The organism is Pedobacter sp. 22226 (genome assembly GCF_052045455.1).
Taxonomy (GTDB): Bacteria; Bacteroidota; Bacteroidia; order Sphingobacteriales; family Sphingobacteriaceae; genus Pedobacter; species Pedobacter jeongneungensis.
Window position 1 is genome coordinate 197628 of sequence record NZ_JBQEPB010000012.1, and the last position, 26516, is coordinate 224143.

Consider the following 26516-nt stretch of genomic DNA (forward strand, 5'->3'; position numbering starts at 1 on the left):
TTTTTAAGCGCAATTTGCAATTTTCTATGTGATATTTCAAATTGTTATGGTGGTATTGTCAACTTTTGTATAAATATTAAGCAATAACATCATTTTTAAGAAAAAACAGAATCAAACCTCAATGTATTTCTCTTTATAAAACCTAAAATTAGGTCTAAGTTAATTTAATGGAGATGATAGCCGCTGAATTCGTTTTTATAATCCTTTTGAGTGTAATCCCGGAAAGTTTCGCAATTGGTCAATTAATTTATTTGTCACTAAAACTCTTCCTGCATTTTATTAAATAAAAAGGCTGATTTTCTTCAACCTCAGCGATTTCAAACAATCCGTATTTACCAAATTCGGTTTTTATGGATTCCGTATCATAAAAATATAACTGAGCCCCTTCAAATATTTCGTAGCGGTCTTTGCTAATCAATCTCCCCTTTCCATAAGTATTAGCTGTTTTGGAAATGACGGTAAAAACCATGTAACCGCCATTTGATAGCTGGTTGTAGCAATCATTAATCAGTTTTTTTCTTTCCCCGCTACCTAACAGATGGATTAAGGCATAACAAAATATCCCATCATATTGCCTATCATCAAATGGCATTTCCGTTACCGAACCGTGATAAATTAGCATAGCATCTCCATAGTGTTTTCTGGCCATTTCGATAGCCGTTTTAGAAATCTCGATGCCTGTAACTTCGATTCCATTCTCCCTGAAAATTTGTGCATTACGTCCATAACCAATACCGGGTATCAGGATATTTTTTACAGCTTCACGAACGAAAAAATCTTTAGTCAAAATTGCCGATTTGGCCGGCTCAAGGCCCCACATTTCTTGTTTTTCATCAAAAGCTTTCTCCCAAAATTCTGGTTTTCTGGTTTCTTTTGTCATGGTATTTTTGATGTTTTTTTGAAATGCAATTTAGCAAGAAAGATCAGGGTTTTACAAGGAAGGATAGCAAAATGGCACGAGCATTAGGATTCCCGCCTGCGCGGGAATGACGCCGTGTTAGAATTATTTTATACACCAAGCTATGTGCTCCCTGCTACCGGCCTCGCAGATTTTCGCCGGAATAAGCATTGAAATTTTTGCAGCCCCTCAATACCTCACTGGCCAGGGTAATATACAGTCCCGATTTTTCATCGGGGACTCCATATTGCCGCAATGGGAATTTCGATAGATTAGTTCAAGAATTGCGTAGCAATCTTTTATACCTATAAAAATAAAATAATCATATAAAAAACGGTGCAAGCCTTTTAGTTATGCCTTTGTGTTGGTTGTTTTTAATGGTAGGCATGCTTTCGCTGCGCTCAGGTTTGTTTCTTTTGGGCCAAGCCAAAAGAAAGATCCTCTCGGCAGTGGTGAGCCGAGGCAAGACCGTGTGATGGGTAATAAAAAAAGTGCTAAACACTTAAAAATCCTTCGTACCTCAGGATGACATCATAGAGAAAACGCAATAGAATAACCTACCTACTTCGTATCAACCACAACCTTACCTCCATTCTTAAACAAATCATGAGAAATAAAATACCCCTGATTTATTTTTCCGTTTACTTTAATTTCAGTAATGCCCCTGCCCTTGCCTGGTTTGCTAATCGTTAATAATTTACCGGTATTCGTTTTCCATTTTACCTCATCAAAAAGCGGTGCGGTAACAATATAATTTGGATCAGTTGCAGAAAAGGGATACAAGCCTAAAGCGGTAAATACATACCAGGCCGACATCTCCCCTGCATCATCCATTCCCGAAAGCGCCAAACCATCACTTCCTATTCCATAAAGTTCGTTTAAGATTTTATCAATTATCTTTTGCGATTTTTCCGGCTTACCGATAAACGTATAGGCAAAGGGCGCTTCGTGATCAGGTTGATTACCCTGGCAATATTGCCCGATCATGGTTTCCACATTGCGTGCAATGTATTTAGGGTTCCATGGCAAGGTAAATAACGAATCCAATTTCGATTCAAAGCCAGCTGCACCGCCATACAGTTCAATCAGTCCTTTCATATCATGTGGCGCGTAAAACGATACCTGCCAGGCATTCGCTTCCCTGTACATGTACTCATAATATGGGTATTGCGGATTAAAGGGCTTGATCCAGTCGCCATTATCTAACCTACCCCTCATAAAACGGGTGCCGGGATCGAACATATTTTTATAATTCTTTGATCTTGCCATTAAAATGCGATAATTGGTACTGTCGCCCAGTTTTTTAGCGATCTGTGCCAGTGAGTAATCATCATAAGAATATTCCAAAGTTTTAGAAACGCCCGCTTTTGCTTTCGTTTCAACATGTGGATTTTTCACATCAGGATCTGAGATATAACCTTTCTCAATATATTCTTTTATAAATGGTCGTGCACCACCCTCCACATTCGCATTGCGTAATAAAATCTCATAAGTTCCCCTTACATCAAAAGCATCAATTCCCCGTAAATAAGCTCCTGCAATAGAGGAAGCGCCGTGATCACCATGAAAAAAAGTTGGAATAAAGCCGGTTTTATCGCCTACATCTTTCATCGATTTTATCACATCCAAAGTAACCTTTGGTGTAATGAGACCTAAAAGCACATCTTTATTGCGGTAAGTATCCCAAAGCGAAGGTTCCGTATAATAATTAAAATTGCCTTTAATGATGTTGCGTTTTGCATCTTTAAACTCACCATTTACATCGCTGCGCAAGGCCGGCCATAAAAAAGACCGGTACAAACAAGAATACAGCATCTGTTTCTGTTTCTCCGTGCCGCCTTTAACCTGGATGTTCGATAAAAGGGATTCCCATTGAGCAGTAGCTTCATTACGGATCTGCTCAAAAGTTTTATTGCCAATTTCCTTTTCTAAATTTTCTTTAGCGTTGGCTGTGCTTACAAACGACAGCCCGATTTTTAATTCTACAGGCCCCTTGCTTCCATCCGCAAGGTGGACAACGGCGTAACCCGAACGTTTGCCTGCATCTTTTTGATCAATCTTATCAATTTTACCATTCATAGTGGCATAAAAATAAATGTTCTCTCCGCCCTGAAAACCCTGAATAGCCGATGTACCCACCTGTTCGATGTTCCAGGTAGAAACGCCACTGTTTGCTTTCCCCATTAAAAAGAGCACCTGCCTGTCGTGCTTATTTTTGTATTCATATTGGTGATATCCTGTCCTCAAAGTTGAAGTGAGCTTTACATTTACCTTATAGTCATTAAGATAAACCTGATAATACCCCGGTGCCGAACTTTCATTTTTATGCGAAAACTTTGAGCCAAATTTATCGCCAGGATTGGAAAGCGGTAAAATGGGAATATTGCAAAGGTTCCAGTGACCTTTATTAGTGTGTGCAAAACCATAAATGGTATCATCCTCATATTCATAACCTGCACCAGAACCAAACTCGGTAATCGGACTCAACTGCACCATGGCATTCGGTAATGAACTGCCCGGAAAAGTTAAACCAGCCCACGAGCGCCAGCCTTGAGGAAGCTCGTACCCCAATATTTTAGGATCAGTTAGCGGTGCCGTTCCAATAAAGGTATTCACGTATTTAGTGAAAGACGTTTTGCTTTGGCTACGTGCCTGGTAACTGCCCAGTACATTTATAAATAAAATAAAGAAGAGAAATTTGGTTAGCGATTTCATTTTCATAAAACGATTTAGTGTGCAATACCAAATATATAAATTCTATTAAATTCAGCTGCTAAATATCATAATAGTTACCATTCGCAAAACGCGTTATCCCGACTGAAACGTCCAGAATATTCAGGAAAGAGATTTATCCGGATAGATTCCCCGATTACGTTGCACTCCGCTCGAAAGGATGGTAACTTAATTAACCGGGTCTAAGTATTAACCCTTAATCTGTTATAAACCAATGCTTAAATAATTGAATAAAATGCCAATAATCGAGATGCAATCGCACTCTGATTATCTATATCTTTGAAAACATACTAATCAAATATCCCATGCTTTTTAAACTTAGGCAAGTTATATACTTGATGCTAATTTCAAGTTTAGCGTTTAGTTTTTCGAATACCGTTTTTGCGCAGAATAAACAAACTAACCAATTATTGCTCTGGGACAATAAACCGGCAAAAGACTGGATGACAGAAGCCTACCCCATTGGTAACGGACGCATTGGCGGGATGATTTTTGGAGGGGTAAACAATGAGCATATTCAGTTTAACGATAATACTCTTTGGACGGGTGATGAAAACGACCGCGGCATGTACCAGGCCTTTGGCGATCTCTTTATCGATTTCGATCAGAAAGACCAGAATTTTACCGGCTATAAACGTGAGCTAAATATTACTAATGCGGTACATTCCGTAAGCTATACCCAAAATGGAGCGCATTATAAACGCGAATATTTTTGCAGTTTTCCGGATAAAGTAATGGTTTTAAGGTTTACTTCAGATCATAAAAATAGTTATTCGGCTGCCATAAGATTGAAAAATGCACATCAGGGTAAAATTACAGTGGATGGCAACAAGATTCAGTTTACAGGAAAATTATCAAACGGTATGCCTTATCAGGCCACTGCGCTGGTTAAAATTGAAAATGGCAAAAGTTATCCCATAAAAGATGACAATGGTGAAAAATTGAAAATAGATCAGGCAGACGCAATCACCATTATTTTTACTGCAGCAACCAATTATAGCAATAAACGCGAACAGCAATGGAAAGGTGAAGAACCAGCACCAAAAATTGATCGCATCCTTAAAAACGCAACATCAAAAAATTATGCTTCCTTACTAAAAAACCACATTCAGGATTACCAGCAATTATTCAGCCGTTTAAGCCTTCATTTAGGTGGCGTTAAGAATAACAGTTTGCCAACCTACCAGAGACTGATCAATTATAAAAAAACACCTGATCTCGACCTGGAAGCATTAATATACCAATATGGAAGGTATTTATTGATCAGCTCTTCGAGACAAGGAGGTTTGCCGGCCAATTTGCAGGGGCTTTGGAACGAAAGCAATACCCCACCCTGGGGAAGCGATTATCACTCCAACATTAACATCCAGATGAATTACTGGCTGGCTGAACCGACTAACCTTTCTGAATGCCATATTCCATACCTCGATTACATCAACAGCATGCGTGAGGTGAGTGCAGTTGCCACACGTAAACAATACCCAAACACACGCGGTTGGACGGTTAGAACGGAAAATAATATTTTCGGGGGCATGAGTTATTTATGGAATACGCCCGGAAGTGCCTGGTACGCACAAGCGCTTTGGGAACACTATGCTTTTACGAAAGACAAAGATTATCTGAAAAATTTCGCTTATCCGATTATTAAAGAAATTTCTGAATTTTGGGATGATCATTTAAAACGGAGGCCTGATGGCACTTTAGTGTCGCCATTGGGCTGGTCGCCGGAGCATGGCCCTGCAGAAGACGGCGTAACCCACGACCAGCAGATTGTATTCGATTTGTTTACAAACTATATAGAAGCTGCCGAAATTTTAGGTATTGATCAGGATTATAAAAACCACATCGCCGACTTAAAAGCACATTTGTTAAAGCCGAAAATCGGTAAATGGGGGCAATTGCAGGAATGGGAAACCGACCGCGATGATCCAAAAGATCAGCACAGACATATTTCGCATCTTTTTGGTTTACATCCCGGCAGGGAAATCAGCACCATTACAACCCCCGAGTTGGCAAAAGCTGCAAGGATAACTTTAACTGCCCGTGGTGATGAATCGACAGGATGGTCTATGGCCTGGAAAATGAATTTCTGGGCACGATTACAGGATGGGAATCATGCGTACAAAATCCTGCAGAATTTTATTACTCCCGTTGGTGGTTCAGGTACCGATTACAATAAAGGGGCGGAATTTATGCGAACCTTTTTTGTGCGCATCCACCCTTTCAGATTGACGGAAATTTCGGTTATACCGCCGGCATTTCAGAAATGTTATTGCAAAGCCAGACAGGAGAATTACAGTTCTTGCCCGCCCTGCCCGATCAGTGGTCAACAGGAAGCATTCAGGGTTTAAAAGCAAGGGGGAATTTCGAAATCACCAATTTACAATGGAAAGAAGGCAAGATCAGCAAACTATCAATCAAGTCCTTATCTGGTGAAGATTGTGTGGTTAGAAGTCCGAATGCTTTAAAAGCAAAAGGAATTAAAGAAGAAAAATCAGGAAAGGATTTTAAATACAACTTTAAAACGCAGGCTGGGAAAGTGTATAGCTTTGAAGGATAAAATTAGTGAATGAGAGAATGATTGAATGAGAGAATAATTGAATGAGAGAATGACAGAATTAAGGAACGAACATTACATATTTTCAACATTCAATCATTAAAAACTCATTCATTCCATATTAATTCTTCAAACATTTTCTTTTACATTTCCGTTTTTATTAAAAAGGAATGCAATGAGTACTTCAAATAAAATACTGACTGAACATAATGCAAAAGTGGTTGTGCAAGATTTCATCAATGCATTAAATGCAGAAGATTTTGAACTGGCCAGGCAGCAACTGCAGGATGATATTACCTTTAAAGGCGTAATGGGCGAAAGAAACGGCGCCGATGTTTACATTGAAGACATGAAAAAGATGAAATTCAAGTACGATGTTAAAAAAGTATTTGCAGATCTGGATGAGGTTTGCCTTTGGTACGATATTAATATGGGAGCAAAAACCATCTTTTCATGCGGCTGGTATAAATTAGTGGATGAAAAAATACAATCTTTTCAGGTATTGTTCGATCCGAGACCAATTTTATGAGATTAAATAACATAGCTCTATATGCAATGTTTATCCTTAAAGATTACGTTATTTCGACCTCAGTGGAGAAATCTATATCAAGAATTTAACTGTAGATTTATCCACTCTATTGTATTTTGGTAAAAATGATGAACGAAAATAACTAACACACCTGCTTTAGTTTTCTCACCATAATGTGGTTACTTTCCAATTGAAACAGAAACATTAAAAATTCATCTGTTTCGCTTATCTCCACTTTTTGAATAATGCCCGATTGATTTCCACTGGTAATTGTATCGCCAACCTTCAATTCCAATAGTGTAGAAGTAGGCAACTGATCGTTTACAGCTATCATTTTTTATACGGAATGTGCAGGGTAAAACAGGTTTTTTCAGGAGTAGAAGATACATCCAAAGTGCCATCATGCGCATTGGCTATTTCAGAAGCAATGTATAAACCCAAACCCAGTCCTTTTTGACTCGGTTCTACTTCCCCTCTCGAAAAAGGCTGAAACAAACGCTCCATGGCAGCAGCAGGAATCTGTTTTCCTTTATTGGCCACACAAAGATTAAACTCTTCACCTGTGCTAAAAGCTGTGATTTCTACAGTAGAATCGGCCGGAGAATAATTTAAGGCATTGGCCAGGAGGTTAGAAAAAAGTTGGGCCAAACGTTTTCCATCAGCATTAACCGGATGATCAAAATTAAATTTCACCTCAATACTCCGGCTTGGCCAGATGGTTTTCAGCTCATCCACCACCTGGATCAGTAATTTCTCCAGATCTTCATCAGGCGTTCTGCTAATGGTAATTCCTTCACCTAAACGCCCGCTGGCAAAATCGAGCATATTTTCAATCAGTCCGTTCATTCTGAATGAAGAATCTTTCACAATTTTGGCAATCCGGATACCACGTTCATCTAAATTTAAACGCGATAACAGCTGCGCACTGCTTGATATTGCATTTAAAGGATTTCGTAAATCGTGGCCTAAAATAGCAATAAACTGTTCCCTTAAAACGGCAACTTCCTGCTGCTTCTTTAGTTCCAGTTCTGTAATGGCAATTTGCTCCAATGCATCTAAATGAAAAGCAATTAAATCGGCAAACATGGTAAAAGTACCTATTACGGTGGTATTTTTTAGTTGTGCCGGCTTAGGATCAATCGCGCATAATGTTCCAAAAAAATTGCCGTTCTTTAAAGTAATAGGTACCGAAATATAACTTTGAAAACCATAAAGCAAAGGCGTATGGTGATTTGCAAATTCAGGATCTTCGGCAACATGATCAATTACCACAGGCTTTTTATGCTGTCTGATTTCGTTACAAATGGTCGTTTCCAGATTGAGTTCTCCACCAACAGCTAAGCCAAAATTTATCTCATCATGTATGGCGCAGGCAATCCATTTATCTTCTGTTACCCTGGCCACTGCAGCAAAACCCATTCCTGTAGTTCTGCAAACAATTTCCAGAATTTGGGTAACAACAGGGATTTTGTTTATTGCTTCTATGTCAGTAAGGATGATTTTATTAGGATGTTGCAAGATTGGATGATTTTTTCAGCAAATTACAAAATATTTTGCCTGATAAAAAACTTAGCCCAATGTTCTAACATATGTTTTACATAAACGGGCTTAATGGCAACAAATTGGGTATTAGTACAGGTAAAAATCTCGGAAGATGATGTAAAGTGAAAAACCATATTGATCAGTTGTGGTGCGTAGCATCCGTGTAAATACTGATCAATATGGCTGTTGCTGATTATGCTTTTAATAAAGCAGGTTTTTCATGGTAGGTACGCCAAAGCAACTCACCAAATAAAGTGTTAGACCAGGCAAACCAGGCCCTTGTAAAGTTGGCGGGATTATCTTTATTAAAAGATTCGTGCATAAAACCTTTGCCGGCATGTGTTTTACGCAATGTATCGATACAATATTTAATCTCTGCATCATCTTTAGAAGTCAAAGCACGCATGGTTATGCTCATTGGCCAGATCATATCCTGTCCGGCATGCGGTCCGCCGATTCCTTCTGCTGCAGTACCTTTAAAGAAATAAGGATTATCTTTAGAAAGCGCAAATTTCCTCGTATTCTGATAAATAGGATCGTCAACTTTCATGGCGCCCAAATAAGGTAATCCCAGTAAACTTGGCACGTTTGAATCGTCCATCAGGTACGAACTTCCAAAACCATCAACCTCAAAAGCGTAAATTTTACCATATTTTGGGTGGTTAACAACGGCATGTTTCTGTAATGCCGCATTTACCTCGTCAGCCAGATTTAACAGGTTACTTTCTAAAGTTTTATCACTTTGCAAAGCTTTAATCATTTCTGCCGCCTGCTTTAAACTTGAAACTGCAAAAAAGTTAGATGGTACCAGGAAAGGGAAAATGGTGGCATCATCACTCGGACGGAAGGCCGAACAGATCAATCCAACCGGGTTTACCGGAAAACCATAGCCGGCCATTGGCAACGAATCGGTAGGTTGTGTGGTTTCCCTCTGGAAATGATACGGACCTTTATCGGACTTGCGCTGCTGCTCTTTAAATGTTTTTAAAGTCGCTTCGATTCCTTTTTTCCAATCGGCATCGAAAGGTGTTTTATCGCCTGTTTTTTTCCAGTAGTGGTAAGCCAAACGGATGGGATAACATAAAGAATCAATTTCCCATTTACGCTCGTGTACGCCCGGTTGCATGGCCGTTTTATCGGTTTTCCACTCACCTACCTTTGTGGCATCTCCATAAAAAGCATTGGCATAAGGATCTTTTAACACGCATTGTGTTTGGTGGATAATTACACCGGCAATCAGTTTTTTTAGCGGTTCATCTTCATTTACAAACTGAAGGTAAGGCCAAACCTGTGCCGAACTGTCGCGCAACCACATGGCATCAATATCACCTGTAATCACATAAGTATCTGGCCGGCCATTTTTTTCTGCATAATAAACCGTGGTATCTAAAGTATTGGGGAAACAATTTTCGAACAACCAGGCCAGTTCTGGGTTTTTAACGTTCGCCTGGAAAGTTTTAATGGCGGCATCAACCGCTTTGCTCTGGAAATGTCTTTTTGCTGCAGCCACACGTACCACAGGGAATTCTGGTGCGAGATTAGCCGCAAAAGAAAATTTCGATGCGACAACCCCTGCCCCTAAAAGGCCTGTGTTTTGTATAAATGTTCTTCTTTTCATTATGATGTGTTATGATAATTTGGTTCTTTTTAATAACCGAAACCTGTCTGTATTGATTGCTCTCAATAATATAGAGAAGATTTTATTCGGTTAGCGCTTAACAAATATTATTATAATTTTTGGAACATCAAAATCATTAAGGTCAATTAGGTTATTCCTAAATCGATTTTCCTGACTATCAAACCAGAACACGTTTAGTTATTACCTTAACTCATTTGAAGCCTATAAAGTAGCTAAAAATTATTATGAATTCCTATCTTTAAGAAACCAAACCGATTACCATGAATGCTGAACTCCCTAACCGCTCGAAACGAATTTTATCTATAGATATATTGCGGGGACTTGTGATGATCATTATGGCACTGGACCATACGCGTGATTTTTTCCATATTGATGCGATGACGGGAGATCCGCTAAATCCTGATACCACAACCGGAATATTATTCTTTACCCGCTGGATTACACATTTTTGTGCACCTACTTTTGTTTTTCTCTCCGGCTTATCTGCTTATTTATCTGCTCAGAATAAAACCCGGGCAGAAGCAAGCTTGTTTTTATTAAAGCGGGGATTATGGTTGGTTTTTATAGAAATTGCAGTTGTATCACTCGGTTTAACTTTTAACCTGCAGTACAACTTCATCATTTTACAGGTAATTTGGGCTATTGGCTGGAGTATGGTCTTTTTGGCGCTTATGAGCCGTATTTCTTATCAAATTGTGCTGATTTCAGGTTTTGCTTTGGTATTTGGACACAATATTTTCAACTTGTTCCCTGCGCCAGAAAACCAAACGACCGGGTTAATTTTAAAAGTATTCTTCACTGCAGCCGGAACGGTTGTACCGTTATCTGCCACTCATTTGGTGGGTGTTTTTTATGCCATCCTCCCATGGACGGGCATTATGTTTTTGGGCTATGGAATTGGTGTCTGGTTTAACAAAAACTATAATATAGAACGCAGACAGCGGAATTTGCTCATTACCGGCTCATTAACCGTATTACTATTTATCGCTTTAAGGTTAATCAATAGCTACGGCGATCCCGCACCGCGAAAAGAATATCATGACCTGTTTAAAAATGTACTGTCATTTTTTAATGTAAGTAAATATCCACCTTCCTTGCAATATACATGTATGACTTTAGGTCCGGCGGTACTAATTTTAGCTTTTACTGAAAAACTGAATAATCGGTTTACTAAAATAGCTTCTGTTTATGGTGCAGTACCCTTTTTTTACTACATTATCCATTTTTATCTTTTGCATACCATCCTTGTAATTGCATTTTTTGCTACAGGGCATAGCGCCAAAGAAATTGTACAGGTGCCCTTTTTATTCAGGCCTGTAGCCTTTGGTTTTAGTTTGCCAATTGTTTATTTAATATGGTTTGGTGTGGTGGCTTCGCTTTATTTGCCATGCCGTTGGTTTAAAAAATATAAGGAAACGCACCGGCAGTGGTGGTTAAGCTATGTTTAGCCCTTTTTCCATTTGATACTGCAGCCAACAGCCTTGGTAGATGCAATTGCAGGCTTTTTACCCACCGACAATTCGTTTACTGCATTTTTAACATAGTCGATTTTGGTACTATTGGCCTCTTCCGGATCATTATCAATGGCACCGATGTATTCTACTACATTTACTTTACCGGTTTTGTTGAGCACAAAAACATGCGGTGTTCTGGTGGCCCCAAATTGTTTGGTAACCACATGATCAGGATCTGACAGATATGGAAAATTGAACTTCTTTTCGAAAGCCAAAGCCTGCATTTTTTCGAAACTTTCATCCGGAACGGCACCTGCATCATTAGGATTGATGGCTACAACCGGATAACCTTTGGCTGCATAAGTGGTGTTTAATACCGCTACACGGGCTTGGTAAGCTTTGGCAACCGGACAAGTGTTACAGGTGAAAACCACAATATATCCTTTGGCGTCTTTATAATCGGCGAGCGAAACGTTTTTGTTATTTACATTTTTTAAGGAGAAATCCTTAACCACATCACCAACTTTATAACCTTCGGTTTGGGCCAGTGCAACTTCTGAAATGAGCACAAAAGCCATAAAAATCAATCTTTTCATCGCGATCTATTTTAAGTTTAACAAAGTATTTTCCAGTTCCGTTTCAGTAAATTCCTTTTCGTAAAATCGTCTGTTTTTTTTGTTTACGAACAGCGTAGACGGTATAGCTCCAGACCATTTTTTATCGATCCTTTCTATATATTGCTGCTGATCGGGTTCGTTTAAAAGAAATACCTCCGCATTAATTTTATGCTGTTCTACAAATGGAATTACGTCCTTTTGCAGTTTGGATTTAAAATCTAAACTCACTAAAAGAACCTTAACAGGCTTTTTTAAATTGGCTAAACGTAATTTCTCGAAATTTGGCAACTCTGCCACGCATGGCGAACACCAGGTAGCCCAAAAATTGATCACATAAGTAGTATCTTTTCCATTGGCAATGCGCTTGTCTAAATCATCCAGTTTGAGCAGTTTTACCTGTGCATTAACAGAATAAGTAATTAAAGATAAGCAAATTATGAAAAGTGTACGCATAAATTGATAACGAAAAATGATAAACTTTGTTTTTATTAACAAGTTCGTCATTTCGACTGTAGCTCCGCGATTTTTCATCGGGAGCGGAATGGAGAAATCTATATTATAGATTTCTCCATTCCGTTGCACTCCAGCGATATGACGACAAGAATTAATTCACTGATCCTGATTTCACCAACACCTTTTGGTAAGCAGGTAATGTCAAATCATCAACAATTACACCCCGTGTGGTACTGGCATGAACGAAAAAACCATTATTGAGGTACACGCCTACATGATCTACATCATTGCCGCCAAAAGAGAAAAACACAAGATCGCCTTCTTTTAAATTATCAATATCTTTTCTTCTTACTGCATTAGCCTGATCACGTGAAATTCTGGGTAATATAATGCCATAAATTTCTTTCTCCAATAAAAAAGCAAAACCGGAACAATCGATCCCGCTTTTATCCAACCCGCCAAAACGGTACCTCACTCCTGTCCAGTCGGTTATGAAACGATAAAGCTGCTTACTTTTTAAATTGGCCATGGCATCAGCCGCTTTAGCAGCTTTGGTATCGCTTTTAACGGTATATTTACGCGTACCGCAAGAAGAGAAGAAGGCAACCAGCGCTATTAAATAAAGAATGTTTTTGAGGCGGAAGGTATAGGGCGTAAAGTTTAAGGTTATATCCATAGTGTTGCCATTCTTATATTAACTTTTTGGGCTTAAGGTATAAGGCTTAGGGTATAAGGTAATTGCTATCGCATTACATTCATAATCCTGTATTATCTTAAATTTTCAGGTTTAAGGTAATTTCTATTGTGTTATTTCTTTTAGCTTTACGGTTCTTCACCTTTCGCCTTAAACCCTATACCGTTCTTAATTCTTAATCAATCTTTGTATTTCGTCCAATTTTAGCAAAGCCTCTACGGGTGTTAAGGCATTTACATCTAGGTTGTTTAAGGTATCGCGGATTTTAACCAAAACAGGATCATCTATGGCAAACATCTGCAACTGATAAGCCTGATTCTGCACTTTTTTAATGCTGTCTTTAATGCTCTGTCCTTCAGTACGGTCAATTTCCAGCTTTTTTAATATTTCATTTGCCCGCCCAATCAGTTTTGGAGGCATACCAGCCATTTTTGCCACGTGGATACCAAAACTGTGCTCGCTTCCACCCGGAACCAGTTTACGTAAAAAAATCACTTTATTGGTCATCTCCTTTACCGAAACATTAAAGTTTTTAATGCGCGGCATGGTATTCGCCAGTTCATTTAATTCGTGGTAATGGGTGGCAAAAAGCGTTTTAGGCCTTGATGTTGGGTGTTGATGCAAAAACTCTGCAATGGCCCAGGCTATCGAAATACCATCGTAGGTACTTGTCCCGCGGCCAATCTCATCCAGTAAAATCAAGCTATTATCCGAAATGTTATTCAAAATGCTGGCCGTTTCATTCATTTCGACCATGAATGTACTTTCTCCCGAAGAAATATTATCAGAAGCCCCCACACGCGTGAAAATTTTATCTACCAAACCTACTTCAGCATCTTTTGCAGGCACGAAAGACCCCATTTGCGCCATCAGCACAATTAAGGCTGTTTGCCTTAAAATAGCCGATTTACCCGCCATGTTTGGTCCGGTAATCATAATAATCTGCTGACTATCAGTATCCAGATAAACATCATTGGTGATATATTCCTGTCCTACAGGCAATTGCTTCTCAATTACCGGGTGTCGGCCACCTTTAATATCAAGCACCTTATTTTCGGTAACTTTTGGCTTATTGTAATGATTTTTGGCGGCCAGTTGCGCAAAACATAACAAACAATCCAATTGGGCAATTAAAAAAGAATCAAGCTGGATCGGTTTAATGTAACTGGCGGTTTCGTACATCAGTTCGTTATACAAACGGATTTCAATTGCCTGAATTTTTTCTTCAGCACCCAAAATCTGGTCTTCGTATTCTTTAAGCTCAGGCGTAATGTAGCGCTCGGCATTTACCAGCGTTTGTTTACGGATCCAGCCTTCAGGCACCTTATCCTTATGGGTATGGGTAACTTCTAAATAATAACCAAAAACGTTATTGAACGCTATTTTTAACGATGGAATGCCGGTTGCTTCTGCCTCACGTTTCTGGATCTGCACCAGGTAATCTTTACCGCCAAAAGCAATTTTACGGAGGCGGTCTAAATCTTCGTCAATGCCATCTGCAATTACATTTCCTTTAATCAGTAATGCCGGTGGTTCAGGTTGCAGCTCTCTTTCAATTCTATCCCTGATGGCTAAACATGGATTCAACTGATCCGCAATTTTAATCAGGAAAGGATTTTTAGAATCAGCAGCCAGTTTTTTAACCGCTTCGATGTGGTATAAAGCCCTTTTTAAAGCCACCAATTCCCGCGGACCAACGCGTTGTAAACCTACTTTGGAGATCAAGCGTTCTAAATCGCCAATCTGTTTAATATTATTTAAAAACTCACCCTGTAACTCCTCATGTCCAACAAAATACTCCACCATTCCAAGGCGCTCCTGAATTGGTTTGAGCTCTTTTAAAGGCATAATAATCCACTTTTGCAGCAAACGTGCACCCATTGGCGTGCAGGTATGATCCAGAATATCGAAAAGTGTTACCGCATTATCATTCGGCGAATTCACCAATTCCAGGTTGCGGATCGTGAAACGATCTAACCACATGTAACGGTCTTCCTCAATGCGACCTATTGAACTGATGTGCTGCAAGTTACGATGCTCAGTTTCACCTAAATAATGTAAAATCACACCAGCAGCTACAATCCCGCTTTGCAGGCGCTCCACACCAAAACCTTTAAGCGAAGAAACTTCAAAGTGTTTCATCAGGGTTTCATTACCGAAATCGGTGGTGAAAGGCCATTCATCCAAACCAAAAGTATAAAAGCGATCGCCGAAGTTCTCAGTAAAGGCTTGTCGCTTCGATTTTTGAAAAATTACTTCCGTAGGTTTAAAGCCCTGCAAAAGTTTATCTATATAGTCGCTATTGCCCTGTGCAATTAAAAATTCCCCGGTAGAAATATCTAAAAATGAAATCCCCAGTTGTGTTTTATCAAAGTAAACACAGGCCAGGAAATTGTTAGATTTTTGGTTTACAATGTTATCACCATAAGCTACACCTGGCGTAACCAGCTCTGTTACACCACGTTTAACAATGGTTTTTGTGGTTTTAGGATCTTCAAGCTGATCGCAGATGGCTACACGCTGCCCTGCCCTAACCAGTTTAGACAGATAATTATCCAGCGAATGGTGCGGAAAGCCTGCCAGTTCTAAAGCACCGCCATTTGGTCCCGTGCCCCTTCTGGTAAGTACAATACCTAAAATCTGAGCCGTTTTAATGGCATCTTCGCCAAAGGTTTCATAAAAATCGCCAACCCTAAATAGTAAAAGTGCGCCCGGATACTTCGCTTTAATTGCGTTGTATTGCTGCATCAAAGGGGTTTCTTTATTCGTGTCTTTAGCCAAAACTGAAATTAATTTACAAAAGCCATAAAGATAACACGAATATGCATTTTACGGCTGTTTTGTTGAAAAGTTAAAAAAAATGAGTTGTTTAATCAGTTAATTGTAGGATATCACAGTTAACCTGTTTATATAGTTAAACAAGTAACCTAAGAATTAATAATCAATGATTAATCTTTCAATAAACATTAACAATAGTTTTATAACCAATTAATCGATTTATACAGTTAACCACGATTAGAAAATGAGGGGTTCTGTTCATTTCGGAGGCTGCAGTCCTGCTTTTCATTACAAGTCCGCGTTCGTTCCTCACTTACGGGCTTTTCATTTCAATCAGGTTTATAAACAATGGCATGTTTCTAATAAAACCTTAATAACCCAAAAGTTAGACTTTAATAAAAATAAAGGAAATTTTCTTAAATTTATCTTAATAGGGATAAAAATTTATAAATCTAATCAAACTATTCCCCTATTTTAAATATGTTTTACAATAACGCTCTTTGTGATATCTATATTGGAAGCGGAGCTGGCAAAAAGCTCATTAATGATATGAAAGCTGCAAAGCGTTCAGTTAAGATAGTCTCCCCTTTTCTATCACCTTATTTGATTTCAGAATTGATTTACCTAAAAAACAACAACATTGACATCAAATTAATAACAACAAATAATATAGAAGACTTTTATGGCTATCGTGAAAAAAATATCTACAAACTGATTATTCAAAATCGAAATACTAATATTGAGAAGCAAAAAATCAGAGATAAGTGGATCAATTTTACAAGCCAACTTTCCTATGCTGGCTTTAGTTTAATAGCTTTATTAATTGTTTTGGCTTATTATTTCAGGGATACTAAAGTGTTTTTTTGTTTTACGCCTATTATTATACTTTTTTTAATCCAAAGCTTATATAAAACCAAAATAAAAAAACTGCGGATATACACTTACTATTATACACAGCTATTTCCATTTAAAGTTTACATAGCGAACGAAAAAACATCTATAATTCATAGTAAAATTTACTTAATTGATGACCAGATAGCATATATAGGCTCACTAAACTTTACCCAGAGTGGTACTCAATTTAATCATGAAACTCGAATCAGAACAACAGATGTAAATGCAATTAAAGAAATAAGTAAGGAAATTGACCTACTTTTTGAAAACCCTTATATGCTGGCTGCAGATATACAACTTTGGGGAAGACAATTATACGCCGAGCCCCTTAATTAAAATTCACAGTATTTTTAAAACGTTTTGACCCTAGAACTGTTAACTTAATATAAATTTAACCTAATATTTTAATTATGACGATCCAACTTAACACCGACAAAAACTTAACGATACACCAGGAATACGACGAAAAAATCCAAAGCCAGTTAACAGAAGGTTTGAGCAGGTATAGCGATTTAATTACCCGCTTAGAAGTTCATTTATCTGATGAAAATGGCAGTAAAGAAGGATTGGATGATAAAAGATGTTTATTAGAAGCCAGAATTACCGGTAAAGAACCAATAGCAGTTTCGAACCTGGGTAATACTTACGATTTAGCCATTACAGGTGCGCTTAGCAAATTAAAAAGTACGCTTGAAAAAGTAGCCGGGAAGATGAAAAGCCATTAGTTTATTCTTTATTAATTGCAGCCAGGCTTACCAAGATGACTACCTAATCAAAACCGTCATTTCGAGCGAAGTGAAGCGAAGTCGGGAAATCTAATGTAACAAATCCCTCCTTTTCGAAAATATCAATTAAATAAAAATTGTAACAAAAAAGCAATCTGATTAGATTGCTTTTTTGTTATAAAACGATGTTGACATATCTTCCTATTAATTTACTTAAGCATAGACAATTACAATGCTTTAGGCAGCATTAATAAAAATGGCAATGCTCCCGAATAATCTAATTCTTCATATTCTAAACCTAAAACCCTTAAATTTTGATAGTAGGTTTGATGATTTTCATAATACATTTTCTCTGATTGAACAAACCAGGCTTTTTCACCGAGTTTTTGCGAAAGAAACCATTTTTCCAACAATCTACCTGTACGACCATTCCCATCGTTAAACGGATGGATTTTCACAAATACCAAATGAATCAAGGAGGCAAAAAAGAAGATTTCTTTAATGTTTAATCTTACCGCTAACAACAAAGTTAAGTCGTGATATAACTTTTCCATTTCTTCGGCAAGTTTTATTGGACCTACAGCTACATATTCTATGCGTCCATCTGGAGTAGAAACATACATATTGTGGTTTCTTAGCCTACCCTGATAATTTTTGGCCACAATATGTTCACTCAATAACTGATGAGCCTTGGCAATATTATTAACGTTTATCTGATTATCTTTGGCAAAATCGTAGGCAAAATATAAGTCATCTATCTTCTTTGTATAATCCGGTAAAAATTCAATACCAAACCTTTTATGTTTGATATAAGAATCAAGTTCTATATTCTCCCCTTCTATTTTGCTCGAATATACCGACGATACTGATGTGTAAAAGCTAAATTCACTTGTCGATATTTCTGCATCCTTTAACCGATCGAATTTTTCCTGCAGATCATCGTCAATCTGTAAAGAATAGGCCTCTAACAAATCAACAGGAATAATCTCTAATTCATCAAACATTGTAAAAAGGATTTTAGGCTAATTTAGGATTTGATTCTGTAAAAAGCGATTCTATTTTATAACTGCTCAATATACCCCAAAAACAAATTCAATGCTTTTTTGCGGTCCTCTGTTACATCAAACTGAAGCCTGTGGTACAGATAATCTTCCAGATCGAAGTTTGGTGATGCTGGTAATTCCTGCAAAACTTCCTTTCTATGATTTAAACCAAATTTTAAAGCAGCATTAAACTCATCTTTAAATTCCTGTGAAATTTCTTTATTGGCCACCCATGCAGCATACATAAAAGGTAATCCCGTAAAGTTTTTCCACTCCTCGCCCATATCGTAAGCGTAGGCGAAATCATCTTTTTTACCAAAAGTTCTGTCGCCAATTAAAACAAAAGCATCTGTTTTTGAAGTAGGATCAGTTGTAAACTCAACTGCTTTTTTCCAATGAAACTTAAGCAATACTTTAGCTAAATTGTTTGATGTGCGCGAATGGGCATCCAGTCTTACCGTCTTAATTTCTTCAGCAGAAACATCGCTAAAAATAAATACTGAATTAACACCTCCATCGCTACCAATGCAGTAATCGGCTACAATATTTGCATTAGGTACTAAAGGAATGGCAGCAACCGGCATCAAACCAATATCGGCCTGACCGTTAATAACTTTGGCTGCGCAATCTGAAGGGATATCTAAACTTAAATCAATTTTATTTATAATGTCCGAATGTGTTAATCCGTATATAAAAGCTTTGGTGTTGGTGTAAGCAACAGCCGATATTTTAATCTTATTCAAGGTGTTATGTTTTATTGTCATTCTGACGGCAGAAAGAATCTGCAGCTTTGTCGCGATATACCTGTCGACTATTACTGCTCCTTACAGGTATCTCCTATCAACAAACAGATGCTTCGTTTCTCAGCATGACAGCATAAATTTATTCAATTACTAAGCCATCTAAATGCACGGCACTGTTAAATTCAAGCACGGTAAATTTTCCATCTTCAAAACCCATTTTATACAGCACTGTATTTTGATGTGGAAATTCGGTCATCTGGCTTAATGGCCTGTCTAATAATAAACAAAGGAAAACACGCATTGCCCTGCCATGCATGCATAAAAGCACTGTTTTTTCCTCTGGTCTGGTCATTAACACTTCCATAGGCTGTTTTAAACGCTCGTACACATCCTGAACACTTTCGCCACCTTCAAAATGTGCAGTATAATCACCATTCTCCCAACTTTGCAACATCTCACGGAAAGCATCGCGGGCATCTTCAGTATTGGGTTTTCCTTCCCAAACACCCCAGGCCAGTTCATCCAGTCCCGAAAGTTTTTCCCATGGTAATTCCGAATCAATAAACTTTTGTACGGTTTGCCAGGTACGTTTTAAATCGGAAGTATAAATTTTATCAAAGGGAATGTCTTTATAAGTTTGGTAGAAAGCTTCGGCCTGTGCCCTGCCCAAATCATTTAAGTCAGAATTTATACCTCTGCCCTGTACTATGCCTTGTCTGTTAAGTTCCGTTTCGCCGTGGCGTATGATGTATATTTCCTTCATCTAACTAATTATTGAATGAGGGATTTTTGAGTGATTGAATGTTAAATTTAACGCTCAATATCCTCATTCTCATTCAGTCATTCTCTAATTCAATCACTAATTCACTACTGGCAGCTTATAATATTGAGGCTTTTTCTCTTCTTCGAAAACAACGTTTTCAAAATCGGTCACCACATTATATAAAGTATCGCGTTCTATTGCTTTTCTATCTACTTGTTTAATCAGATTAACCAGTTCTTTAGTACTCATTGCAGGCGTTTGCTCTTCTGCGCCAGCCATAGAGTATATTTTGGTGGTATCGTCTAAAGTACCGTCGATATCATCAACGCCATAATTTAAAGATAACTGTGCTGTTTCGCGACTGATCATTGCCCAATAAGCTTTAATGTGATCAAAATTATCCATGTAAATACGGGCAATGGCGTAATTCCTCAAATCTTCAATTACTGATGATTCTGGCACATTACTCATCTGGTTATGTTGATTTCTGAATTTTAAAGGAATAAACGTCTGGAAACCACCAGTACGATCTTGCAGTTCGCGGAGTTTTTCCATGTGATCTACACGGTGCCAAAATTTTTCAATATGTCCGTAAAGCATAGTCGCATTACTTCTCATACCCAGTTTGTGCCACTCTTCATGTATATCCAGCCATTGCTGACCGGTACATTTATCTTTGGCTATCTGCTCTCTGATTTCCGGATGGAAAATTTCTGCGCCACCACCTGGTATCGATTCCAGTCCGGCTTCTTTCATCAAACGCATACCTGTTGCGTAATCGATTTTAGCCTTCTTAAAGATATAATGATACTCTACAGGTGTTAATGCTTTTACGTGTAAATCAGGACGATGTTGTTTAATCGCTGTGAACAAAGCGGAATAAAAAGCTACATCATACTGCGGAAGCACGCCTCCAACAATATGTACCTCGGTTACGGGCTCACCATCGTATTTTTTAACAATATCAAGCATTTGCTCCATCGTTAAAGCCCAGCCTTCTTCTTTTTGTTTGATTAAACGCGAATAAGAGCAGAATTTGCAGTCGTAAACACAAAGATTAGTCGGCTCTAAATGGAAGTTTCGATTGAAATAAGTTTTATCGCCATGTTTTTTCTCCCGGATAAAATTTGCCAGGATACCGAGGTAACCCAGTTCGGCATGTTCGTAAAGATATACGCCTTCGTCAAATGTAATCCGCTCTCCATGAAGAACTTTGTGTGCTATGTTTTGTAATTCAGTTGATAAATTGGTATCAGCTAATATTTTTTCAACTTGCTCAGTTGTATTCATTCCTGATTTATTTTGAACAAAAATACAATAATGAGGCGATTTGAAAATCATTTTCTTGTAACAAACCGCGATTTTTGAATAGTGGCAATATTAATTAACCACTGATGAACACGGATAAAGACAGATGTTGTGTTTTTTATAAAGTACCTTACTTTGCATTTGGCCACGGAGACACGGAAAAGCACGGATTTTATTTTTGTATATGTACAATAGAAACTAAACCTTCGAAAAAAAACAACTCAGTGTAAATCTGAGCATCCGTGGCAAACGCCTTTGCATAACAAAAAAGCACCTCTTTTCAGAAGTGCTCTGTTATGTTTTTCACAGGTAAATTAAATTATTTTGCTTCAGGCACAAATGTTAAAATGATATTTGCAGTTCTGCCGCCAAATTCAATTGGTGATTTTAAGATCATCTGTGTGCTCGAAAGATCGGTTAAAACTAAACGGTAACCTTCGGCAACGTTTTTAGCTTTATCGCCTTCAAATATTTTTTTGAACTGGAAAGTCTGATCTTTAGGAGCTGCCGACCAGAAAATAGTTTGCATTACAGAACCACAGGCGCTCGATGCCGGTAAAGTATAAGAGCCATTACCGCTGTTGGTTAAATGCCACGTACTTCCCTGAAAGCATTTGTAAGATTTTTCGCCAAATAAGCCTTGTACAGCGCCATCAGGCAAACCTTCTAAAGCTACATTACTAACTACCCAGTCGCGAACAACTGTACCTCTGCTACCCGTAACACCAGCAGTTACCCTTTTTGCGGTATTACAACTTTGTAACATTACTAAAGTAGAACATGCTATTGCGATAGCTATAAATAATCTTTTCATTTTTTGTTTAATTAAATTTCGACAAACTTGTTACATAAATCTTGCCAAAACCATTACGAACCTTAAATTAGCGGCAAATTATTAAATTGTATCCCAATATTATTCATACCACGATAAATTATCATGAAACCTGAAACCCTTGCTATTCACGCCTCTAATCTTTTAAAAACTGCTACAGGTGATGTTACCCCACCCATTAATCTAACCACAACTTTTTTTCGTGGAGAAGATGGTGGCTATCCGGGCGGACACATGTATAGCAGGGTAAGTAATCCAAACCGGTCTGCTTTAGAAAACACTGTAGCCAAATTAGAATATGGCGAAGATGCAGCAGCCTTTTCTTCCGGCAATACCTGCGGACTGGCCATGTTTCAGGCTTTAAAACCCGGCAGCCACATTATTGCGCCCGATGACATGTACTGGGGAATAAAAAAACAGTTGCTCACTATTTTTAACGAGAGCCTGGAATTTGATTTTGTAGATCAAACAGACTTAAATCTGATCGAGAACAGCATCAAACCGAATACGCAGTTAATCTGGATCGAAACACCCTCAAATCCTTTATTAAAAGTTACGGATATAGAAGCAATTGCCAAAATAGCTAAAGCTAAAAATATTCCTTTGGTTTGCGATAGTACTTTTGCCTCTCCTATTTTACAAAACCCGATTTTATTGGGCGCCGATATTGTAATGCACAGCAGTACCAAATATTTAGGCGGACATAGTGATGTACTTGGTGGAATTTTAGTAACCGCAAAAAAAGATGAATTATGGGAACGAATCAAAAATATACAGCAAACCGGTGGTGCAGTTCCTGCCCCTTTCGATTGCTTTTTATTAACAAGAAGTATTAAAACCCTGGCCTACCGCATGAAAGGCCATTGTGAAAATGGAAAAAAGGTTGCCGAATATTTAAACCAGCATCCAAATGTAGAAGCTGTTTTTTATCCCGGGTTGGAAAGTCACCCTCAGCACGAAATTGCAAAAAAACAAATGAAAGATTTTAGCGGCATGATGTCGTTCCTGGTTAAAGGAGATGTTGAAGCCGCACACAAAGTGGTGAATAAAGTTCAGTTATTTGCGCAGGCCACCAGCCTGGGTGGTGTTGAAAGTTTAATCGAACACCGTTATTCGGTAGAAGGACCTGATAGTACAACACCTAAAAACCTGCTCCGTATTTCTGTTGGATTAGAGCATGTTGATGATATTATTGCGGATTTAGCACAGGCGCTGGGGTAGAAAGGAAAATTTTTCGTCATTGCGGGAAGGCTTTTTCAGCCGACGGAGCAATCTTAATGCACCCGCAACTAGCGATCGTTGTAAGATTGCTTCGTGCCTCGCAATGACTAATTATTTTTAAAATCTATTTTGGATTACAAACCGTAATCAGCTTTAAAGAATAATTTGCCTCCAGTGGCTCATTGGTTTGCGCTAAACGTTGCGAACCTGTATTCGCCGGGCAGGCAATATCTCCTGCAGCATCATAAATCAGTTTTGTTCCATTAGCCAGTAATTCTTTTGGCACATAAACCTGAACTTTTGTAATCGAATATCCTGAAGGGAAATAACGCACATAATAGCCGTCAGGGTGTTTCGTCCAGATGCCACTTGGCACATCGCTCCTTGGTGGCGCCATGCCGGCAACAATAGCATATTTCTCCAGATCAGCATAAGTATAATTGCCTGAAGCTACCAATTGGCGTATATTGTTTTCTGCCTCAAAAACAGCCCTCACACCCGATGGCAACTGATCTTTTGCTTTTTCCATTACATCAAAAGGCAGAACACCCAAAGCACCTCCTTCTAATTGAGTAAGCTGTTTGGTTGTTAATAGTTTGATGGCGGTTACTTTAACCTGTCCGTTATAATCAGCAAATTTTGTTTTGGCAATAATCGTCCAAAGTAACGCTTGTATATCGTGCTGTTCTACTTCGGGATGTTTTTCTGCACTTTTTAATATGGAAACCACAATTTCCTCTTTCGGACCCAAAACCGGGGCAAACATGTAACCATCACCCTTTGATGGCGCAAAGGTTCCGGCTTTTAAACAATAGCTTTTGTTTGTCATTTCGTACAAGCCTTCACAAAGTATAAAACCACCATCAGGATTTTTAGGCAATAAATATAAAGGCTGGGCTTTTAATTTTAAAGCAGTAATAAAATCCGGCATTTTCTCGCCTTCCCTGTTTACATCTTCAAAACTGGTGGTAATGGCGGCAGGCTGCTTTAAAAACCTGTCAATACCTAAGGCTTTAGCGCCCTGGGCTGTACCTACTTTTAATAATTTATCTTTCAGGCCGCCAAATTGAGCGCTGGCATTGCTTAAACCTGTTACAACAAATAACAGTCCTAAACATAGGGATTTTGTGTTTTTCATGAAGTTACAATTTAGATAGGATGCACAAACTTAGAATATTAAGTGTTAATTTATATTAAAAGTTTTAAACCGCAAACATAACATAAAAATAATTAGCTCATTATTAGATTGTTAATGTAAAATCAAAATTTTATTTTGTGGATTAAAATTAAATTCAGACATTTGAAATATTATTTGGCGGAAAGCTGAATAAAAGTCAATCTTCACGGGTTGATTTATAAAGAAGTGGCGAGAGACTGGCTCGATGACCCACTGGCAACCCTCAGAAAGAGAAGGTGCCAATTCCTGACCGGATAACACGGTGTTATCCGGAGATATAAATTAGAACTGATGAAAACATTAAATCTTCAATCGCTAAGCGAGCCCAGTGCAAACCCAGAAAAAGTAGTACAATCTTCTGTTTCTTTTATTTGTTGCGATATGCGTATGGTTACCTGTATGTGCTGTTGCATACAGTAATATAAAAATCTTCCTTTTTTGTTTTTTTCAAACTGGAAGGTCCCGGAAATCGGGATACGCCCTGCCAGGTTTTAGGATCAGCCTAAACCGCCCTATCTAATTGTTCAACAAATAAAACAGCAATCATGTCAACATCATATAAATTTGAAACTTTACAATTACACGCAGGTCAGGAAATAGATCCAACTACAGGTTCAAGAGCTGTACCAATTTACCAAACAACTTCTTATGGATTTAATAACGCTGAGCACGGCGCCAATTTATTTGCCTTAAAAGAGTTTGGAAATATCTACACCAGGATTATGAATCCTACAAATGATGTTTTCGAAAAACGAATTGCCGCTTTAGAAGGTGGTGTAGCGGCTTTAGCGGTTGCATCAGGTCAGGCTGCGCAATTTATTGCCTTAAATAATATCTTAGAAGCTGGCGACAGTATTGTTTCTTCTTCTCACATTTACGGTGGAACTTACAACCAGTTTAAAGTGGCTTTTAAGCGCCTGGGCATCCATGTTGATTTCGCAAATCCGGATGTGCCAGAGGAATTTGAAAGTAAAATCACCGATAGAACAAAAGCCATTTATCTCGAAACCATTGGTAACCCGGCTTTCAGTGTGCCCGATTTTGAGAAAATTGCAGCAATAGCTAAAAAATATGACCTTCCTTTAGTGGTCGACAATACTTTCGGAGCAGGAGGGTATTTGTTTAAACCATTGGAGCACGGCGCTAATATTGTAGTAGAATCGGCAACCAAATGGATTGGCGGACATGGAACAAGCATCGGCGGTGTTATTGTAGATGGCGGAAATTATAACTGGGGCAATGGAAAATTCCCTCAGTTTTCTGAACCTTCAGAAGGATATCACGGCTTGGTTTTCAGCGATGTGTTCGGCATCGGTGGCCCATTCGGCAACATCCAGTTTATTATCCGTGCCCGCGTAGAAGGCCTGAGGGATTTAGGTCCTGCCCTATCACCTTTCAATTCATTCCTTTTATTACAGGGATTAGAAACGTTATCGCTCCGTGTACAACGCCATGTAGATAATGCTTTAGAACTGGCCACCTGGTTAGAAAACCATCCGCTGGTTAAAGAAGTGCAATACCCGGGCTTAGCCAGCAGCAAATACAACAACCTGGCTAAAAAATATTTAAGCAACGGTTTTGGAGCTGTTTTATCTTTTGAATTAGAAGGAAGTAAAGAAAATGCCTCACAGATAATCGATAGTTTAAAACTGGTTTCGCACCTGGCCAATGTGGGCGATGCCAAAACCTTGATTATTCAACCTTCTGCAACCACACATCAGCAATTAAGCGATGCAGAACAATTGGCGGCAGGTGTAAAACCAAATGCTTTAAGGGTTTCGGTTGGTATTGAACATATCGACGATATTAAAGCCGATTTCGAACAGGCATTTGCAACCATTAACGCCAAGGTTCCTACAGAAAGTTTATTAGCCTAGATTCTTGCCCTCAAAGCGCTTTTTTAACAACAACATTAC

Annotated in this window: 22 protein-coding genes, 1 pseudogene and 1 riboswitch; of the genes and pseudogenes, 8 read left to right on the plus strand and 15 right to left on the minus strand. The window is 38.4% G+C overall.

Features of this window, described 5'->3' with window-relative positions:
* Positions 1–247: 247 nt before the first annotated feature.
* Both ACTJKC_RS23850 and ACTJKC_RS23855 read right to left on the minus strand, forming a co-directional pair.
* The gene (locus ACTJKC_RS23850; protein ID WP_440795967.1) at positions 248–880 is read right to left on the minus strand and encodes a class I SAM-dependent methyltransferase; all 633 of its coding nucleotides are present in this window, start codon (positions 878–880) and stop codon (positions 248–250) included.
* Positions 881–1459: 579 nt separating this feature from the next.
* A complete protein-coding gene (locus ACTJKC_RS23855) occupies positions 1460–3613 on the minus strand; it encodes a GH92 family glycosyl hydrolase (RefSeq protein WP_440795969.1) in 2154 nt (717 codons plus the stop codon).
* 356 nt (positions 3614–3969) lie between these two features.
* Here ACTJKC_RS23855 and ACTJKC_RS23860 point away from each other — a divergent pair.
* The 3 genes and pseudogenes from ACTJKC_RS23860 to ACTJKC_RS23870 form a co-directional block, all read left to right on the plus strand.
* A pseudogene (locus ACTJKC_RS23860) lies at positions 3970–5843 on the plus strand (glycosyl hydrolase family 95 catalytic domain-containing protein); the annotation flags it as partial.
* A gap of 90 nt (positions 5844–5933) precedes the next feature.
* Complete coding sequence (locus tag ACTJKC_RS23865; RefSeq protein ID WP_440796035.1) at positions 5934–6191, plus strand: glycoside hydrolase family 95-like protein; 258 nt, start codon at positions 5934–5936, stop codon at positions 6189–6191.
* 172 nt (positions 6192–6363) lie between these two features.
* A complete protein-coding gene (locus ACTJKC_RS23870; RefSeq protein WP_440795971.1) occupies positions 6364–6717 on the plus strand; it encodes a nuclear transport factor 2 family protein in 354 nt (117 codons plus the stop codon).
* Between the two features lie 142 nt (positions 6718–6859).
* Here ACTJKC_RS23870 and ACTJKC_RS23875 read toward each other — a convergent pair whose 3' ends face one another.
* From ACTJKC_RS23875 to ACTJKC_RS23885, 3 genes are all read right to left on the minus strand, one after another.
* Entirely contained in the window at positions 6860–7051 is a 192-nt protein-coding gene (locus ACTJKC_RS23875; RefSeq protein ID WP_440795973.1) for a hypothetical protein, read from the minus strand.
* A complete protein-coding gene (locus ACTJKC_RS23880) occupies positions 7048–8235 on the minus strand; it encodes a GAF domain-containing sensor histidine kinase (protein WP_440795975.1) in 1188 nt (395 codons plus the stop codon). The genes ACTJKC_RS23875 and ACTJKC_RS23880 overlap by 4 nt, the downstream gene beginning before the upstream one ends.
* 217 nt (positions 8236–8452) lie before the next feature.
* Positions 8453–9877 carry a glycoside hydrolase family 125 protein gene (locus tag ACTJKC_RS23885; protein WP_440795977.1) on the minus strand — a complete coding sequence of 475 codons (1425 nt, stop codon included), beginning with the start codon at positions 9875–9877 and terminating at the stop codon, positions 8453–8455.
* Between the two features lie 281 nt (positions 9878–10158).
* Between ACTJKC_RS23885 and ACTJKC_RS23890 the strand changes: the two genes are divergently transcribed.
* Entirely contained in the window at positions 10159–11346 is a 1188-nt protein-coding gene (locus ACTJKC_RS23890; protein WP_440795979.1) for a DUF1624 domain-containing protein, read from the plus strand.
* Here the strand turns inward: ACTJKC_RS23890 and ACTJKC_RS23895 are convergent.
* The 4 genes from ACTJKC_RS23895 to mutS all read right to left on the minus strand — a co-directional run bounded on the left by ACTJKC_RS23895 (position 11343) and on the right by mutS (position 15897).
* Positions 11343–11948, minus strand: a complete 606-nt coding sequence (locus ACTJKC_RS23895) for a thioredoxin family protein (protein ID WP_440795981.1) — start codon at positions 11946–11948, stop codon at positions 11343–11345. The genes ACTJKC_RS23890 and ACTJKC_RS23895 overlap by 4 nt on opposite strands.
* 6 nt (positions 11949–11954) lie before the next feature.
* Positions 11955–12422 carry a TlpA disulfide reductase family protein gene (locus ACTJKC_RS23900; RefSeq protein WP_440795983.1) on the minus strand — a complete coding sequence of 156 codons (468 nt, stop codon included), beginning with the start codon at positions 12420–12422 and terminating at the stop codon, positions 11955–11957.
* Positions 12423–12573: 151 nt separating this feature from the next.
* A complete protein-coding gene (locus ACTJKC_RS23905; RefSeq protein WP_440795985.1) occupies positions 12574–13098 on the minus strand; it encodes a C40 family peptidase in 525 nt (174 codons plus the stop codon).
* Positions 13099–13284: 186 nt separating this feature from the next.
* A complete protein-coding gene (mutS, locus tag ACTJKC_RS23910) occupies positions 13285–15897 on the minus strand; it encodes a DNA mismatch repair protein MutS (protein WP_440795987.1) in 2613 nt (870 codons plus the stop codon).
* Between the two features lie 477 nt (positions 15898–16374).
* Between mutS and ACTJKC_RS23915 the strand changes: the two genes are divergently transcribed.
* On the plus strand, positions 16375–17124 hold the full coding sequence (locus ACTJKC_RS23915; protein ID WP_440795989.1) for a phospholipase D-like domain-containing protein: 750 nt from the start codon (positions 16375–16377) through the stop codon (positions 17122–17124).
* A 74-nt stretch (positions 17125–17198) separates the two neighbouring features.
* Positions 17199–17513, plus strand: a complete 315-nt coding sequence (locus ACTJKC_RS23920) for an HPF/RaiA family ribosome-associated protein (RefSeq protein ID WP_440795991.1) — start codon at positions 17199–17201, stop codon at positions 17511–17513.
* A 227-nt stretch (positions 17514–17740) separates the two neighbouring features.
* Here ACTJKC_RS23920 and ACTJKC_RS23925 read toward each other — a convergent pair whose 3' ends face one another.
* The 5 genes from ACTJKC_RS23925 to ACTJKC_RS23945 all read right to left on the minus strand — a co-directional run bounded on the left by ACTJKC_RS23925 (position 17741) and on the right by ACTJKC_RS23945 (position 22184).
* A complete protein-coding gene (locus ACTJKC_RS23925) occupies positions 17741–18517 on the minus strand; it encodes a Fic family protein (RefSeq protein WP_440795993.1) in 777 nt (258 codons plus the stop codon).
* Positions 18518–18573: 56 nt separating this feature from the next.
* Complete coding sequence (locus tag ACTJKC_RS23930) at positions 18574–19299, minus strand: menaquinone biosynthetic enzyme MqnA/MqnD family protein (RefSeq protein ID WP_440795995.1); 726 nt, start codon at positions 19297–19299, stop codon at positions 18574–18576.
* A 139-nt stretch (positions 19300–19438) separates the two neighbouring features.
* Positions 19439–20062 carry a histidine phosphatase family protein gene (locus tag ACTJKC_RS23935; protein WP_440795996.1) on the minus strand — a complete coding sequence of 208 codons (624 nt, stop codon included), beginning with the start codon at positions 20060–20062 and terminating at the stop codon, positions 19439–19441.
* Between the two features lie 96 nt (positions 20063–20158).
* Positions 20159–21352, minus strand: a complete 1194-nt coding sequence (gene mqnE, locus ACTJKC_RS23940) for an aminofutalosine synthase MqnE (protein ID WP_440795998.1) — start codon at positions 21350–21352, stop codon at positions 20159–20161.
* A gap of 337 nt (positions 21353–21689) precedes the next feature.
* Positions 21690–22184 (minus strand): hypothetical protein, encoded by a 495-nt coding sequence (locus ACTJKC_RS23945; RefSeq protein ID WP_344851913.1) that lies wholly within the window; start codon positions 22182–22184, stop codon positions 21690–21692.
* A gap of 123 nt (positions 22185–22307) precedes the next feature.
* Between ACTJKC_RS23945 and ACTJKC_RS23950 the strand changes: the two genes are divergently transcribed.
* Entirely contained in the window at positions 22308–23423 is a 1116-nt protein-coding gene (locus tag ACTJKC_RS23950; RefSeq protein ID WP_440796000.1) for a trans-sulfuration enzyme family protein, read from the plus strand.
* Between the two features lie 124 nt (positions 23424–23547).
* Here ACTJKC_RS23950 and ACTJKC_RS23955 read toward each other — a convergent pair whose 3' ends face one another.
* Positions 23548–24561: a hypothetical protein gene (locus ACTJKC_RS23955; protein ID WP_440796002.1), complete on the minus strand. Its 1014-nt coding sequence runs from the start codon at positions 24559–24561 to the stop codon at positions 23548–23550.
* A gap of 212 nt (positions 24562–24773) precedes the next feature.
* Positions 24774–24884, plus strand: a riboswitch (SAM riboswitch).
* Positions 24885–25145: 261 nt separating this feature from the next.
* On the opposite strand from ACTJKC_RS23955, the gene ACTJKC_RS23960 reads away from it, so the two are divergent.
* Positions 25146–26477: an O-acetylhomoserine aminocarboxypropyltransferase/cysteine synthase family protein gene (locus ACTJKC_RS23960; RefSeq protein WP_440796004.1), complete on the plus strand. Its 1332-nt coding sequence runs from the start codon at positions 25146–25148 to the stop codon at positions 26475–26477.
* The last annotated feature ends 39 nt before the right edge of the window (positions 26478–26516 follow it).